Origin of the sequence: Mesorhizobium sp. M7D.F.Ca.US.005.01.1.1, from assembly GCF_003952545.1 — a bacterium.
GTDB lineage: Bacteria > Pseudomonadota > Alphaproteobacteria > Rhizobiales > Rhizobiaceae > Mesorhizobium > Mesorhizobium loti.
Genome location: NZ_CP034453.1, coordinates 3538224 through 3553432 on the forward strand (window position 1 = coordinate 3538224; position 15209 = coordinate 3553432).

Below are 15209 nucleotides of genomic sequence, written 5' to 3' on the forward strand. Positions count from 1 at the left end.
TTCCGGTTTCTCTTTCCAGGGGACGGTCGAATGGCATCGCAGGAAGTTCTTCGCGAGGAGCCCAGCCGCGGTTCCTTTATCAACGATCCGAAAGTCCGGGGCATATTCTTCCAGGCGCTGGTCGTCGTTCTGCTGGTGGCGGGCGTCTGGTGGATTGCCCACAACGTCATTGCCAACCTGACGCGCCTTCACATCGCTTCGGGCTTCGGCTTCCTCAAGGGCCGCGCCGGCTTCGACATCAGCGAGAGCGCTATCGCTTATTCATCGGATTCGACCTATGGCCGCGCCATCCTGGTCGGCTTCCTCAATACTGTCATCGTCGCCATCGTCGGCATCATCACCGCGACAATCATCGGCTTCATTGTCGGCATCGGCCGGCTTTCGCAGAACTGGCTGATCAGGAAGATCTGCACGGTCTATGTCGAGGTGTTCCGCAACATCCCGCCGCTGCTGGTCATCTTCTTCTGGTATTCCGGCGTGCTGGCCGTGCTGCCGGCACCACGCGACAGCATCAATCTGCCGTTCGGCTCCTTCCTCAACCAGCGCGGCTTCTATTTTCCACGCGCCGTGTGGGGCGACGGCTCCTGGCTGATCTTCGTCGCTCTGGTTGTCGGCATCGGCATGGCGTGGTTCGTGGCGCGCAAGGCGCGGCAACGGCAGATGGCGACCGGCCAGCAATTCCCGGTGTTGTGGACAGCCTTGGCGCTGATCGTCGGGCTGCCGCTGCTCGCCTATGCGCTGAGCGGCTTTCCCCTGACTTTCGACTACCCGAAGCAATCGACTTTCAACCTGACCGGCGGCTTCCAGGTCAGGCCGGAGTTCCTGTCGCTGTATCTGGCGCTGTCCTGCTATACCGCCGCCTTCATTGCCGAGATCGTACGCGCCGGCATCAGGGGCGTCAGCAAGGGCCAGACGGAAGCTGCCGGTGCGTTGGGGTTGCGGCCCGGATCGATCCTGCGGCTGGTCGTCGTGCCGCAGGCCATGCGCATCGTCATTCCGCCGCTGACCAGCCAGTATCTCAACCTGACCAAGAACTCGTCGCTCGCCATCGCCATCGGCTATCCGGACCTGACAGCGACCGCCGGTACGGTGCTGAACCAGACCGGCCAGGCTGTCGAGGGCGTGGTGATCATGATGGTGATCTATCTGGCCATCAGCCTCCTGACCTCGCTTGTGATGAACTGGTTCAACGCCAAGATGGCGCTGGTGGAGAGGTAAGGACATGCAAGAACATGATATGTCCTGGGTGCGCACCGAAATGGTGCTGGCGCAGCCGGCGCCAGCCGGGGTCACGGGTCTTGGCGCGTGGGTGCGCAAGAACCTGATCGCTTCCGCCGGCGACACCATTTTGACCATCGCCGGCATCGCGCTGGTGGCGCTGATCCTGCCGCAAATCATCAACTGGGCGTTCATCAACGCTGTGTGGACGGGACCGGACCGGACCGTATGCGCCACCGTGGCGCAAGGCGGCGTCCAGCCGGATGGCTGGACCGGCGCCTGCTGGGCTTTCGTCAATGCCAAGTTCGGCCAGTTCATGGTCGGGCGCTATCCGATCGAGGAGCGCTGGCGGCCGATCCTGGTCGCCATCTTCTTCGTGGCGCTGCTGGTGCCGATGCTCATCCCGAAAGTGCCGCGTAAAGGGCTGAATGCCATTCTGCTGTTCTTTGTGCTGCCGATCGTCGCCTTCATCCTGCTGGTCGGCGGCATGTTTGGCCTGCCGCATGTCGAGACCTCGCTGTGGGGCGGGCTGCTGGTAACGCTCAGCCTGTCCTTCGTCGGTATTGCCGTGTCGTTGCCGCTGGGCATCGTGCTGGCACTCGGCCGTCGCTCCAAGATGCCGATCATCAAGACGCTATGCGTCGTCTTCATCGAGACGGTGCGCGGCATCCCGCTGATCACCGTGTTGTTCTTTGCCAGCGTCATGCTGCCGCTGTTCCTGCCGGAGGGCGTCAGCTTCGACAAGTTCCTGCGCGCGCTGATCGGCGTGTCGCTGTTTGCCGCCGCCTATATGGCTGAAGTGGTGCGCGGCGGCCTGCAGGCGATCCCCAAGGGGCAGTATGAAGGTGCCGATTCGCTCGGTCTCGGCTACTGGCAGAAGATGTATTTCATCGTCATGCCGCAGGCACTGAAATTGGTCATCCCGGGCATCGTCAACACCTTCATAGGCATGTTCAAGGACACCAGCCTGGTCATCATCATCTCGATGTTCGACCTGCTCGGCATCGTGAAGCAGAACTTCTCCGACCCAAACTGGGCAACGGCGCAGACCGCCAGGTCCGGTCTTATCTTCGCGGCCTTCGTCTTCTGGCTGTTCTGCTTCGGCATGTCGCGCTATTCAATGTTCACCGAACGCCGGCTCGACACCGGCCACAAACGCTAAACAAAAGAACAAGGGGATCCCGTCATGGCCACCGAAAATGCCGTCAGCGCGGAAGAGATCAAGGTCAACGCCGCCAAGATGCAGATTTCCACCACCGATGTCGCCATCGACATCATCGCCATGCACAAATGGTATGGTGAATTCCACGTGCTCAAGGACATCAATCTGAAAGTGATGCGCGGCGAGCGCATCGTCATCTGTGGCCCTTCGGGCTCCGGCAAATCGACGATGATCCGCTGCATCAACCGCCTGGAAGAGCATCAGAAGGGCAAGATCATCGTCGACGGCAAGGAACTGACCAACGATCTCAAGAAGATCGACGAGGTGCGCCGCGAGGTCGGCATGGTGTTCCAGCACTTCAACCTGTTCCCGCATCTGACCATCCTGGAGAACTGCACGCTGGCGCCGATCTGGGTGCGCAAGACGCCAAAGAAGCAGGCCGAGGAAATCGCCATGCATTTCCTCAAGCGCGTCAAGATCCCGGAACAGGCGCACAAATATCCCGGCCAGTTGTCCGGCGGCCAGCAGCAGCGCGTGGCGATCGCCCGCTCGCTGTGCATGAACCCGCGCATCATGCTGTTCGACGAGCCGACCTCGGCGCTCGATCCGGAAATGATCAAGGAAGTGCTGGAGACGATGGTCGGTCTGGCCGAAGAAGGCATGACCATGCTGTGCGTCACCCACGAGATGGGCTTTGCCCGCAAGGTCGCCAACCGCGTCATCTTCATGGATCAGGGCCAGATCGTCGAACAGAACACGCCGGCCGAGTTCTTCGACCACCCGCGCCACGAGCGCACGAAGCTGTTCCTGTCGCAGATCCTGCACTAGGCCTTCGACGGCCACGGGGAGCCCGGCTGAAACACTGCCGGGCTCTTTTGCGTATGGATGAGCAGGAGGCGGGCGATTTGTGTCGCGCCGGAGCGCGTCTGCAGGGCCGCCATTCATGAAAAGACTGGGACGTTTTCTTGGCCTTGTTTTGATTGGGGCTATGCTCGCCGTCGTGCTGGGTACTTTCGTACCGCGACCGCTCTGGCAAGCAATCGCCGACAGGCCCGCCACGGCGCGCCACATCCTGGTGCTGAAGAACGCCATCCACACGGACATCGCCATTCCGGTCGATGGTAGCGTGCGCCAGCGCTTCCGCTTCTTGGTCGACGCCGGCATACCGGCCGACAGTCCGGAGGTCCGCTACATCGTCTTTGGCTGGGGCGGCCGCGCTTTCTACCTGGAGACGCCGACATGGTCTGAGTTGAAGGCGGTGCCGGTGATGAAGGCGCTGACCATCGATGCTTCGGTCATGCATGTCGATGTCGCCGGTGACATCGTCGAATCGCGCCCGGACGTCGCGGGGTTCGACATCGGTGAGGATCGGTTCGCGGCGCTGCTCGATTTCATCGATGCGAGTTTCCAGCGGGGGCCGAAGGGTCCGATCCTTGTTCCGGATGCGGCCTATTCCAGGTTCGACGGCTTCTACGAAGCCAATGGCCATTTCAACGCACTGGTCGGCTGCAACACCTGGACGGCGGCCGCCTTGCGCACCGCCGGCCTGCGCACTGGCTGGTGGAACCCGCTGCCTGTATCGCTTGGCCTGTCGATGCGGCTGTATAATTAGGCGGGGTGCGCGCCGACTTCAGTCTGCTGTGTGCCGACGGATCGCCCTCCGCCAGAACTTTTCGGTCAGCTCAGGAATATCGCTTGTATCGACATCGCTCTCGGGTCGCGCCTTCAAGGCTGCGATTTCCGCTTTCTGGGGCTCTGTTAGTGGAAGCGGATTTGCCGGGTTGAACTTGTACCGGATGAGTTTGGCCATAGTGCTATTTCTACTCGGCGCAGGCGCTGCTGTCGAACGCCAACGTCGCGATCCTTCGCGCCCCCCTCTGTCCTGCCGGACAGAGGGGGGCGCTGTCCCGCCAGCCTGTCAACGCCTAACAACAGCCTCCGGTGCCTGCCAGCCATAGAGCCAGTCCAAATCCGCCGCGAGTTTGTCCGACGAGCGCATTTTCAGGAACAGATTGCGGGCGACCGCCACTGGCCCCGTGGCATGCCAGGCGACGCGGTTGATGGCGCCGCGACGAGCGACCCTGGCGACGCGCGGCCGCCGCAGGTTCTCCCAGATTTGAAGACTTTGTGCCGGATTGCCAGGGAAATCGGCAATAATATCGGCAAGCATCGCCGCATCCTCGATCGCCATGGCAGCACCTTGCGCGGCGAACGGCGTCATCGCATGCGCCGCATCGCCGATCAGCGCGATGCCGTCCGGCATTGTCCAGGGCTGGTTCTGTTCGACAGTATGGAGCGGCCAAGTCAGCCACGCCCCAACCATTTCCACCAGTTCTGTAAGACCAGGCGCGGTGCCGCGCATTGCGCTGGCGAGGATGCCGGGATCGGTATGGCCGGACCAGCCCTCGGCAATACGCTCGCCTCTGGTGAAGGCGACGAGGTTGAAGGCGTCCCCCTTGCTGACGGGGTAGGCCACCATATGGAAGCCCGGGTGCAGGAAGGTGGTGACGCAGTCCGGAGTGCCGATCGCCGCGAAAGCCTGCCCTGCGGCACTCTGCGCTGCAATGGTCGCGCGCCAAGCCAGTTCGCCGGAAAACCGGCTTCTTGGCGAGGTCGCCCTTTTGGCCGAATCGACAAGTGCGCGCACCGACGACCAGACACCATCTGCGCCGACCAGCAGGAAGCCCTCAGCCTTGATGGTTTTGCCGTCGATCTCGGCCGTCGCCGTGATGCCATCGGGGCCGGTGGCAACGCTGCCGATACGGGCGCCGGTGGTGAGACGGATATCCGGCATCTCGGCAACGCGCGCGGTCAGTGCGCTCTGCAGATCGGCCCTGTGAGCGACGAGATAGGGCGCTTGCCAGCGCGTTTCAGCGGCTTGTCCCAGTGGCACCCGCGCCAGTTCGCGCAGCGTTGCGGCATCCTTCAAGACCACCGCTTCCGGCCGCACCGCTTCCGGCAGCAGACGGTCGAGTACGCCAAGCTGGCGAAGGATGCGTGTCGCGTTGGGAGAAAGCTGGAGGCCGGCGCCGGCTGCTTCCAGGCGCTGCGCCTGTTCGAACACCCGTACCGGGTAGCCGCGTTCGGCGAATGCAAGGGCTGCGGTCAGCCCGGCGACACCTGCCCCGGCGATGACAACTTGCCGGGATCGCGTGTCATTCATCGGGCTTGTCGCGAAGACTCAGGCGGCCTGGTCGATATAGATGCAGCCGGCCGGCAGCGTTTCCGTCGCCTTCAGCTTTGGCGAATAGCGGTAGAGCGTCGAACAATAGGGGCAGACTTTTTCATTGTCGCCACCCATGTCGAGAAACACATGCGGGTGGTCGAAAGGCGGATTGGCGCCCGTGCACATGAATTCCTTGACGCCGATGTCGATTGCCGGGTGGCCCGCATCGTTCTGAAAATGGGGAATGGAACCGCCTGCCATCGTCGTCTCCTTAACGCAGTCTCTTCTGCATCTGGATCATAACAGGCCTCTTTGCAAGATCGATGAAATGAAACTGTCGCAAAAGCCTGTCAGAGGATAAGTTAAGCCGGTTAACCGGCTGAGCGGTGGGAAGAGCAGGAACCATGAACGAACTGAAGCCGGTGCAGAGCGAATTCGTGAACGTCGAGGTGGCTCGTCCGGAGGGCGGCAACCCCGATCGCTTCGTCAACCGGGAGTTTTCCTGGCTGCAGTTCAACCGGCGCGTTCTCGAGGAATCGCTGAACCTCAATCATCCGCTGCTGGAGCGCGTTCGCTTCCTGTCGATCTCGGCCGCCAATCTCGACGAATTCTTCATGGTCCGTGTCGCCGGCCTTGCCGGCCAGGTGCGCGAGGGCATCACGCTGAAGAGCCCTGACGGCCGCACCCCCGAACAGCAGCTCGAACAGCTGCTGCGTGAGGTCGAGCGGCTGCAGGAAGACCAGCAGAAGAGCCTTTCGGCGCTCACCGTGCTGCTCAACAAGGAAGGCATCGAGAGCATCACTCGCGATGCGCTCACCAAGGAGGAGAAGGTCTGGCTGGAAGACCATTTCCAGGAGCAGGTGTTCCCGGTGCTGACCCCGCTGTCGATCGACCCGGCGCATCCGTTCCCGTTCATTCCAAATCTCGGCTTCTCGATGGCGCTGCAATTGCGCCACCGCAAGAACGGCGAAGAGATGAGCGCGCTGCTGCGTCTGCCGGTGGCGCTGAAGCGTTTCATCCGCCTCCCGGACCGCAAGCACCATGTTCGCTTCATCCCGCTGGAAGAAGCTGTCGGCCTGTACATCGGCAAGCTCTTCCCCGGCTACGAGGTCAAGGGCTCCGGCACGTTCCGCATCATTCGTGACAGCGATATCGAGGTCGAGGAGGAGTCCGAGGATCTGGTGCGCCTGTTCGAAACGGCGCTGAAGCGGCGTCGCCGCGGTTCGGTGATCCGCATCGAATTCGACAAGCTGATGCCTTCCGAATTGCGCGACTTCGTCGCCGGTGAGCTTGGCGTGTCGTCGAGCCGCATCAGCGTGCTCACCGGACCGCTGGCGCTCAGCCAGATCTCCGAGATCGTCGCCGTCCCCCGCGACGATCTGAAATTTACGCCCTACAATCCGCGCTTTCCCGAGCGTATCCGCGAGCATGGCGGCGACTGTTTTGCCGCCATCCGCGAGAAGGACATCGTCGTCCACCACCCCTACGAATCCTTCGATGTGGTGGTGCAGTTCCTGCGCCAGGCGATGGCCGATCCGGAAGTGGTGGCGATCAAGCAGACACTTTACCGCACCTCCAATGACAGCCCGATCGTGCGCGCGCTGGTCGACGCGGCCGAGGCCGGCAAGTCTGTCACCGCGCTGGTCGAGCTCAAGGCGCGCTTCGACGAGGAAGCCAACATCCGCTGGGCGCGCGACCTTGAGCGTGCCGGCGTGCAGGTCGTGTTCGGCTTCCTCGAGCTGAAAACACATGCGAAAATGTCACTGGTGGTGCGGCGTGAGGACGGCAAGCTGCGCAACTACGTGCATCTGGGCACCGGCAACTACCATCCGGTGACCGCGCGCATCTACACCGACCTGTCCTTCTTCACCACCGATCCGACGATTGCCCGAGACGTCGCCCAGCTCTTCAATTTCATCACCGGCTATGCCGAGCCGACCGATGAAATGCGGTTGGCGATCTCGCCGTTCACGCTGAGAAGCCGCATCCTGAAGCACATTGCCGACGAGATTGCCCATGCGGTGGAGGGTCGGCCTGCGCGCATCTGGATGAAGATGAACGCGCTCGTCGATCCGATCATCATCGACGCGCTCTATGATGCCAGCCGCGCCGGCGTCGAGATCGACCTTGTCGTGCGCGGCATCTGCTGCCTGCGGCCGCAGGTTCCGGGCCTGTCGGAAAACATCCGTGTAAAATCGATCGTCGGCCGTTTTCTCGAGCACAGCCGCATTTACTGTTTCGGCAATGGTCACGGCCTGCCGTCGGACGAGGCCATCGTCTACATCTCTTCGGCCGATCTCATGCCGCGCAATCTCGACCGCCGCGTCGAGACCATGGTGCCGATCACCAATCCAACTGTGCATGAACAGATCCTTGGCCAGATCATGCTGGGCAACATCATGGACAATCAGCAAAGTTTCGACGTATTGGCTGATGGAACCTCCCGGCGCGTGGTGCTGGAGGAGGGCGAGGAACCGTTCAACGCGCAGGAATATTTCATGACCAATCCGAGCCTGTCGGGACGGGGTGACGCGCTGAAGTCGCATGCGCCCAAGCGCATTGCGCAGTTCAAGCGCCGCAAGAAGAACGCCGCAGCGTCCGGCTGATGCTGTCTGATTCCCAGGGCCGGTTGCAGGACCGCCGACCGCTATCCATCATCGACATCGGGTCGAACTCGATCCGTCTCGTCGTCTATGAGGGACTGGCGCGCTCGCCAACCATGCTGTTCAACGAAAAGATGCTGGCTGGTCTCGGCCGTGGCATCGTTTCGACCGGCAAGCTCGATCCCGAGGCGGTGACCCGCTCGATGGAAGAGTTCCGCCGCTTTCGCGCGCTTTCCGACCAGGCCGGCGCCGAACATATGTATGTGCTGGCGACCGCCGCCGCCCGCGAGGCGATCAACGGTCCCGATTTCATCCACCGGGCCGAGGACGTGCTCAAGACCGAAATCCGTGTGATCAGCGGCCGGCAGGAAGCCTATTATTCGGCGCTCGGCGTCATTTCCGGCTTCCATCCGGCCGATGGCATCGCCGGCGATCTGGGCGGCGGCAGTCTCGAACTGGTCGACGTCAATGGCGAAGCGATCGGTGACGGCATAACGTTGCCGCTGGGTGGCCTGCGCCTACAGGACATGGCGAAGAACTCGCTGACCCAGGCGGCGAAGATCGCGCGTGACGAACTGGCGAAGGCGAAGCTGTTGAAGGGTGGGCAAGGCAGGCCCTTCTACGCAGTGGGCGGCACCTGGCGAAATCTCGCCCGGCTGCACATGGAAATGACCAACTATCCGCTCGGCGTCATGCACCATTACGAGATATCGGCCGAAAGCGCGACGAACTTCCTCAAGCAGGTGGCCAAAGCCGAGATCGAGAAGGTCAAGGGGATCGAAGGCGTTTCCAAGAACCGCCGCTCGCTGCTGCCTTATGGCGCCATCGTGCTGCAGGAGATCATGGCGGCGATGCAGCCGTCGAAGATCATCGTTTCGGCGCTCGGCGTGCGCGAAGGCTTTCTCTATTCGCTGCTCCACGAGGCCGAGCAAAAGGCCGATCCGCTGATTTCGGCTTCGGAGGAACTCGCCCGCCTGCGCTCACGCTCCGTCACCCATGCGCATGAACTTGTCGAATGGACAGCCAGGACCTTTGCCGCCTTCGGTATTGACGAGACCGAGGACGAGGCGCGCTATCGCCATGCAGCCGCATTGCTGGCCGACATCGGCTGGCGCGCGCATCCGGAATATCGCGGCAAGCAATCGCTCAACATCATCGCGCATGCGTCTTTCTTCGGCGTCGACCATCCCGGCCGCGCCTTCCTGGCGCTGGCCAACGCCTATCGTCACGACGGCATCTTCAACGAAGCCATCGCCCCCGAGATCAAGGCGCTGGCGACGCCACGCTATCTGGAGCGGGCACGGGTGCTGGCGGCGATGATGCGCGTCGTTTATCTGCTGACGGCGTCGATGCCCGGCATCATGCCCAGGCTGAAATGGGAACAGCGCGGCAACGGCGTGCTGGCGCTGGTCTTGCCGGCGTCGCTGGCCGATCTCTATGGCGAACGGCCGGCCGGGCGACTGGCGCAACTGGCAAGGATAACCAACCGCCGGCTGGTGTTGGCCGTCGAGGGCGGTCCCAGCATATCGGTCAAATAAATAGAGCGTCTCGGTGAAGTCGGCGTTACGCCAAACCACGCCCGTCGACCGACCAGGCGCCGGCGCCGGCCATCGCCAATGCCAGGAAACCGCCCGATATGGCGATGTCCTTCATCAGCATCTGCTGGTGCAGGAAGGCGAGAATCGGGTCGCCGCCACCCTGGCCGTAATGGCCGATGAAACCGGCGGCGATGCAGAAGGCGGCAAGCAGCAGCGCTATGACCCGGGTCTGGAAACCGACCAGGATGAGCAGCCCGGCGATGAGTTCGAACAGTCCCGTGCCCCAGGCGGCAAGCGTCGGCAGCGGCAAGCCCAGGCCGGCGAAATAGCCTGTCGTGCCGGCAATATCGCTCAACGCTTGGAAACCGGAGGGCACGAACAGGGCGGCGAGCAGCAGCCGGGAAAGCAGGAGCAGCGCGTTGCGGGGCATGCGTTCACCTCCGTTGTCGGGTCGGGTCGGGCGGTTGTGCCAATTCCGACGCAGCGACCCTAGCAGGAATCGGCTGCCTGGGAGGCCTGCACAGACAACGAAAGAGGGGCGCGGAAAATTCCGCGCCCCTCTTTTTGATTTGTTGGTGGTAGTTGATCAGCCGCGCTTGGCGTCGATCGAATAGGCGCCGGCGCCCGAGGAAGCCAGCAGGAGGAAGCCGCCCGCGATGGCGAGGTTCTTGAGAAACTGGATCATCTGCATCTGGTCGGCCCAACCGGTGTGGGCGACCAAGCCGGTGGCGACAGTGAAGATCGCGAGCACCCAGGCGACAATCCGGGTCTGGAAGCCGACGAGGATGGCGAGGCCGCCGAGAAGCTCGATCAGGCCGACGACAATGGCCGTTACGGTCGGCAAGGGCAGGCCGAGGCTGCCGAAATAGCCGGCCGTGCCGGCGATGGCGGTGAGCTTGCCGAAGCCTGACAGCAGGAAGATGACCGCAAGCAGGACGCGGCCGAGGAGGATGGTGGTCGAGGCATTGGACGTGCCGGAAGCGGCGACTGAAGTGTTGATGGACATGGGGTTCTCTCCGGGAGGGGTTGATACCGGTGAGATAGAGCAAGCGGACTGTTCACCAAAGCCGCCAGACTGGCGACACATTGTTCACAGCGCTTACATTTCCGTGATCGGGCGGCCCGCGCAAAATTCGCGTCGGGTCAGGTCGCGACGGGAGTAAATTCTCCCGTCGCGAAATGTCGGGTTTTCTGGTTGACGCAATTCCGGACGGAAAACCGCAAGACACTTTTCCTGGAATTGCTTACCCCGGATGCGTCATGTCCTCCGGCCGCACTAGGCGGTCATAATCGGCTTCGCTGACCAGCCCGGTGGCGAGCGCTTCCTCGCGCAGCGTGGTGCCCTTCTTGTGCGCGGTCTTGGCGATCTTGGCGGCATTGTCGTAGCCGATGGTCGGCGCCAGCGCCGTCACCAGCATCAGCGAGCGGTCGAGTGCCGCCTTGATGTTGTCTTCCCGCGCTTCGATGCCGACGACGCAATTGTCGGTGAAGGAGACCGAGGCATCGGAGAGCAGCTGCACCGACTGCAGGAAGTTGTAAGCCATCAGCGGGTTGTAGACGTTGAGCTCGAAATGACCCTGGCTGCCGGCGAAGGTGAGGGCAGCATTGTTGCCGAACACCTGCACGCAGACCTGCGTCATCGCTTCGCATTGGGTCGGGTTGACCTTGCCCGGCATGATCGACGAGCCCGGTTCGTTTTCCGGCAGCGACAGTTCGCCAAGACCCGAACGCGGGCCGGAACCGAGGAAGCGGATGTCGTTGGCGATCTTGAACAGCGCCGCGGCCGCCGCGTTGATGGCGCCGTGCGAAAACACCATGGAATCATGGGCTGCCAGCGCCTCGAACTTGTTCGGCGCGGTAACGAAGGCGATGCCGGTGATGGCGGCGATGCGATCCGCCACTCGTTCGGCGAAGCCGACCGGCGCGTTGAGGCCGGTGCCGACGGCGGTGCCGCCCTGCGCCAGTTCCTGCAGGCCCGGCAGCGTCAGCTCGATACGCTTGATCGACGAGGCGACCTGCGCGGCATAGCCCGAAAATTCCTGGCCAAGCGTGAGGGGAGTGGCATCCTGCGTGTGCGTGCGGCCGATCTTGATGATGTGCGCGAAGGCCTTGGTCTTGGCTTCAAGTGCCTTGTGCAGATGTTTCAGGGCCGGCAGCAAATCGTGCACGATGCGCTCGGCGCAGGCGATGTGCATGGCCGTCGGATAGGTGTCGTTCGACGACTGGCTCATATTGACGTGGTCGTTGGGATGCACCGGCTTCTTGGAGCCCATGACACCGCCCAGCATCTCGATCGCCCGGTTGGAGATCACCTCGTTGGCATTCATGTTGGACTGCGTGCCCGAGCCGGTCTGCCAGACCACCAGCGGGAAATGGTCGTTGAGCTTGCCGTCGATGACCTCTTGCGCCGCCTCGACAATCGTCTTGCCGATCGCCGGGTCGAGCCGCTGAAGGTCCATATTGGCTTCGGCCGCCGCGCGCTTGACGATGCCCAGCGCGCGCACGATCGACGCCGGCTGCTTTTCCCAGCCGATCTTGAAATTGCCAAGGGAACGCTGCGCCTGTGCGCCCCAATAGCGATCGGCGGCGACTTCGATCGGGCCGAACGTGTCGGTTTCGGTTCTGGTCTTTGCAGCGGTCACGGGTCTCTCCTTGTCGAAGTCGGCAACGGCGTATCGCGTTGCACAAACGGCTTCAAGCGGAGAATGCGGGCGGCAAGGATGCAAATCGGTTGAAGGTGATCTGCCCCCTCGAGGGGGAGATGTCGCCGAAGGCGACAGAGCGGGTCGGTACGTCCTGGCGCAACTCCCCTAGCTGCCGCAACAGGCTGGCGCTTCACGCGAGGCGACCCCCTCTGGCCTGCCGGACCGGCCCTTCGCTATCGCTCCGGGCGTTCGTCGTTCGGAAAGCCAAGCAATTGGCTTCCCGTCCGCTACGCGGACCGCTTCTCACCCCCTCAACGGGGGAGAAAAGCTCCTCACCCCGCGGTATAGCCACCGTCGACGGAGAAGATGCCACCACTGGTCCAGGCGGCCTCTTCGCTGGCCAGATAGACCGCGATGCCGGCCAGATCGTCGGGGCGGCCAATTCTGCCAAGCGGATAGCTGCGCTCGACATAGGCCTTCAGCTCCGCCTTTGCCTCGGTCGGCAAATTGTCGACGGTCTTGCGCCGCATGGCGGTGTCGACCGTGCCCGGCGCGATGGCGTTGACGCGGATGCGGCGCGGGCCAAGTTCGAAGGCCAGCGATTTGGTCAGCGAGTTCAACGCGCCCTTCGACAGCGAATAGAGGCTCGACGGCCGCTTCGGGATCATCTTGTTGGCGAAATAGGACGAGATGTTGATCACCGATGCGCCGGTTGCCAGATGCGGCAGCAGGCCCTGGGTGAGGAAGAACACCGCCGTCACATTGAGCGCGAAGGATTGCTGGAACTGCGCCTCGCTGACGGTCTCGAACGGCACCAGGAAAGCCACCCCGGCATTGTTGACAAGAATATCGAGAGGCCGCCCGGATCTTTTCACCTGCTCGACGACGGCCGCGATGCCGGCCGATGTGGCAAGATCGGCCGACAGCGTCTCGATGTTGCCGTCGAGGCGCTCGCGGGCGGTGTCGAGCTTCTTGGTGTCGCGGCTGACGATCAGGACGTCCGCCCCCTCACGCAAATAGGCTTCGGCGATCGCCAGGCCGATACCGTCCGACCCGCCGGTGACCAGCGCGCGCTTGTTGTGGAGTCTCATTCGACGCTCCGAGATTTCTGCCTCGTCGAGAGCACCGTATAGTGGCGGCCGCGGTCAAGCCGTCGGCCTATCCCCGGGTATGAACTTCGACCGTTGCCATCCGGCAGGTCAGGCGAGGCCGGTTTACGCGCCGGCGGTCGCAAGCTCCCGCAGGGCCAGCCGGCCCGCGACATAATTCTTGACCTGACGGACCGCCTGTTCGCGCGAGACACTGCCCGGCTGCAGGCCAAGCCGCAGCCAAAGCCCGTCGATCAGCGCGGTGACGCCAAGCGCGATGTCGTCGGCATCCGCCGGCGAGGCGAGGCCGCGCAGGCCCGACAACAGGTTCGAGCGCATGCGCGCATGGATCACCCTCTGGATACGGGCCATCTTCTCGTCGCGCGGCACCTCGGCGCAGAGCGACAGCCAGGCATGGCACAGGGGAGGCTGAAACAGATGCTCCTCGAAATTGCCCTCGATCACCGCATCCATGCGCTCCATCGGGGTATGCGCCCGGCGAAGCCGCGCGATCACCGCTTGGCACAGGACGGCGTTGGCCTCGCGCATCGCGTGTTCGAACAATTCCTGCTTGTTGCGGAAATAGTGCAGCACGATGCCCTTGGAGGCGCCGGCCTGGGCCGCCACCTTTTCCAGTGTCGCTCCGGCAATGCCTTCGCGCTCCAGCACCGCGAAGGCCGCCTGCCGCAATTCCTTGCGGCGTATCTCACTGAGACGCTTGAGTTTCACGGGATCGGTCCATGCATTTCGAATCCACGTTGACATTTTCGCCCGCTCAGATCAAGAATTGACCCATGGGACAATAAAAAGACCAATTGGTCAATTTGATGACAATGAGGAGAACCGAAATGTTCCGCATCCTTGCAAATGGCGTCTGTCTTGCCGCCCTCATGTTGGCCTCTCATGGGGCCCAGGCCGCCGAGGCCGAGCAGTGCAGCACTGTGCGGATGGCTGAACCCGGCTGGAACGACCTTGCCTTCACCACGGGGGTCGCCAATGTCCTTTTGCAGGCGCTCGGCTATCAGCCGCAAAGCCAGGTTCTTGGCATCAACGTCATCTACGAGGGCATGAAGAACAGGGATCTCGACCTGTTCCTGGGCTACTGGGATCCGGCCATGGTCACCTATTACGAGCCTTACAAGAAGGACGGCTCGATCGAGAATGTGCGCGTCAATCTCGTAGGCGCCAAATACACATTCGCCGTGCCGACCTATGTCTGGGATGCCGGCGTTAAGGACATCTCCGACCTGCACAAGTTCGCCGACAAGTTCGGCAAGAAAATGTACGGCATCGAGCCCGGCTCTAACCAATTGATGATGGACGCCATCGCCGATCCCACCTTTGGCCTGGACGGCTGGCAGGTGGTCGAGTCCAGCGAAGCTGGCATGCTTTCGGAGGTCGGCTACGAGATCAAGGAAAAGCAGTTCATCGTCTTCCAGGGCTGGGCGCCGCATCCGATGAACACGATGTACGACTTCAAGTACCTGACCGGTGGCGACAAGTTCTTCGGCCCGAACTTCGGCGCCGCGACGGTGACGACGCAGGTGCGCAAGGGCTATCTGCAGCAATGCCCGAACGTCGCGCAGTTCTTGAAGAACCTCGCCTTCGACATCGATTTCGAGAATGTCGGCATGGGCTATCTGATCAATGATGGCATGAAGCCGGAAGACGGGGCGCTGAAGGCAATCACGCTCAACAAAAACCGCCTCGACGCCTGGCTCGCCGGCGTCACCACCTTCGACGGCAAGCCGGGCCTTGCCGCGGTCAAGGAAAAGCTCGGCCTGTGAGA

Annotated in this window: 15 protein-coding genes; 7 read left to right on the forward strand and 8 right to left on the reverse strand. The window is 62.5% G+C overall.

Features of this window, described 5'->3' with window-relative positions; translation table 11 throughout:
* Nucleotides 1-30 precede the first annotated feature (30 nt).
* From EJ076_RS16905 to EJ076_RS16920, 4 genes are all read left to right on the forward strand, one after another.
* Entirely contained in the window at nucleotides 31-1218 is a 1188-nt protein-coding gene (locus tag EJ076_RS16905; RefSeq protein ID WP_126068649.1) for an amino acid ABC transporter permease, read from the forward strand.
* Between the two features lie 4 nt (nucleotides 1219-1222).
* The gene (locus tag EJ076_RS16910) at nucleotides 1223-2380 is read left to right on the forward strand and encodes an amino acid ABC transporter permease (protein WP_126068650.1); all 1158 of its coding nucleotides are present in this window, start codon (nucleotides 1223-1225) and stop codon (nucleotides 2378-2380) included.
* A 24-nt stretch (nucleotides 2381-2404) separates the two neighbouring features.
* Nucleotides 2405-3208, forward strand: coding sequence for an amino acid ABC transporter ATP-binding protein (locus EJ076_RS16915; protein ID WP_023761950.1), 804 nt, complete (start codon nucleotides 2405-2407; stop codon nucleotides 3206-3208).
* Between the two features lie 115 nt (nucleotides 3209-3323).
* Nucleotides 3324-3992 (forward strand): TIGR02117 family protein, encoded by a 669-nt coding sequence (locus EJ076_RS16920; RefSeq protein ID WP_126068651.1) that lies wholly within the window; start codon nucleotides 3324-3326, stop codon nucleotides 3990-3992.
* 18 nt (nucleotides 3993-4010) lie between these two features.
* Here EJ076_RS16920 and EJ076_RS16925 read toward each other — a convergent pair whose 3' ends face one another.
* The 3 genes from EJ076_RS16925 to EJ076_RS16935 all read right to left on the reverse strand — a co-directional run bounded on the left by EJ076_RS16925 (nucleotide 4011) and on the right by EJ076_RS16935 (nucleotide 5807).
* On the reverse strand, nucleotides 4011-4190 hold the full coding sequence (locus EJ076_RS16925; protein WP_126068652.1) for a hypothetical protein: 180 nt from the start codon (nucleotides 4188-4190) through the stop codon (nucleotides 4011-4013).
* Between the two features lie 108 nt (nucleotides 4191-4298).
* Nucleotides 4299-5543 carry an FAD-dependent monooxygenase gene (locus tag EJ076_RS16930; protein WP_126068653.1) on the reverse strand — a complete coding sequence of 415 codons (1245 nt, stop codon included), beginning with the start codon at nucleotides 5541-5543 and terminating at the stop codon, nucleotides 4299-4301.
* An 18-nt stretch (nucleotides 5544-5561) separates the two neighbouring features.
* Nucleotides 5562-5807 carry a zinc-finger domain-containing protein gene (locus EJ076_RS16935; RefSeq protein ID WP_109663012.1) on the reverse strand — a complete coding sequence of 82 codons (246 nt, stop codon included), beginning with the start codon at nucleotides 5805-5807 and terminating at the stop codon, nucleotides 5562-5564.
* A gap of 143 nt (nucleotides 5808-5950) precedes the next feature.
* On the opposite strand from EJ076_RS16935, the gene EJ076_RS16940 reads away from it, so the two are divergent.
* Nucleotides 5951-8152, forward strand: coding sequence for an RNA degradosome polyphosphate kinase (locus EJ076_RS16940; protein ID WP_126068654.1), 2202 nt, complete (start codon nucleotides 5951-5953; stop codon nucleotides 8150-8152).
* The gene (gene ppx, locus EJ076_RS16945; RefSeq protein ID WP_126068655.1) at nucleotides 8152-9687 is read left to right on the forward strand and encodes an exopolyphosphatase; all 1536 of its coding nucleotides are present in this window, start codon (nucleotides 8152-8154) and stop codon (nucleotides 9685-9687) included. Before EJ076_RS16940 ends, ppx begins: the two co-directional genes overlap by 1 nt.
* Before the next feature lie 25 nt (nucleotides 9688-9712).
* On the opposite strand, the gene EJ076_RS16950 is transcribed toward ppx, so the two are convergent.
* From EJ076_RS16950 to betI, 5 genes are all read right to left on the reverse strand, one after another.
* Nucleotides 9713-10117: a DoxX family protein gene (locus EJ076_RS16950; RefSeq protein ID WP_109663018.1), complete on the reverse strand. Its 405-nt coding sequence runs from the start codon at nucleotides 10115-10117 to the stop codon at nucleotides 9713-9715.
* A 156-nt stretch (nucleotides 10118-10273) separates the two neighbouring features.
* Nucleotides 10274-10693 (reverse strand): DoxX family protein, encoded by a 420-nt coding sequence (locus tag EJ076_RS16955; RefSeq protein WP_109663020.1) that lies wholly within the window; start codon nucleotides 10691-10693, stop codon nucleotides 10274-10276.
* Nucleotides 10694-10931: 238 nt separating this feature from the next.
* A complete protein-coding gene (gene fumC / locus EJ076_RS16960) occupies nucleotides 10932-12329 on the reverse strand; it encodes a class II fumarate hydratase (RefSeq protein ID WP_109663023.1) in 1398 nt (465 codons plus the stop codon).
* Between the two features lie 335 nt (nucleotides 12330-12664).
* Nucleotides 12665-13423 (reverse strand): SDR family oxidoreductase, encoded by a 759-nt coding sequence (locus tag EJ076_RS16965; protein WP_126068656.1) that lies wholly within the window; start codon nucleotides 13421-13423, stop codon nucleotides 12665-12667.
* A gap of 123 nt (nucleotides 13424-13546) precedes the next feature.
* Nucleotides 13547-14185, reverse strand: a complete 639-nt coding sequence (gene betI, locus EJ076_RS16970) for a transcriptional regulator BetI (RefSeq protein WP_126068657.1) — start codon at nucleotides 14183-14185, stop codon at nucleotides 13547-13549.
* A gap of 83 nt (nucleotides 14186-14268) precedes the next feature.
* Here betI and choX point away from each other — a divergent pair, with 83 nt between their 5' ends.
* Complete coding sequence (choX, locus tag EJ076_RS16975; RefSeq protein WP_126068658.1) at nucleotides 14269-15207, forward strand: choline ABC transporter substrate-binding protein; 939 nt, start codon at nucleotides 14269-14271, stop codon at nucleotides 15205-15207.
* Nucleotides 15208-15209: the final 2 nt, after the last annotated feature.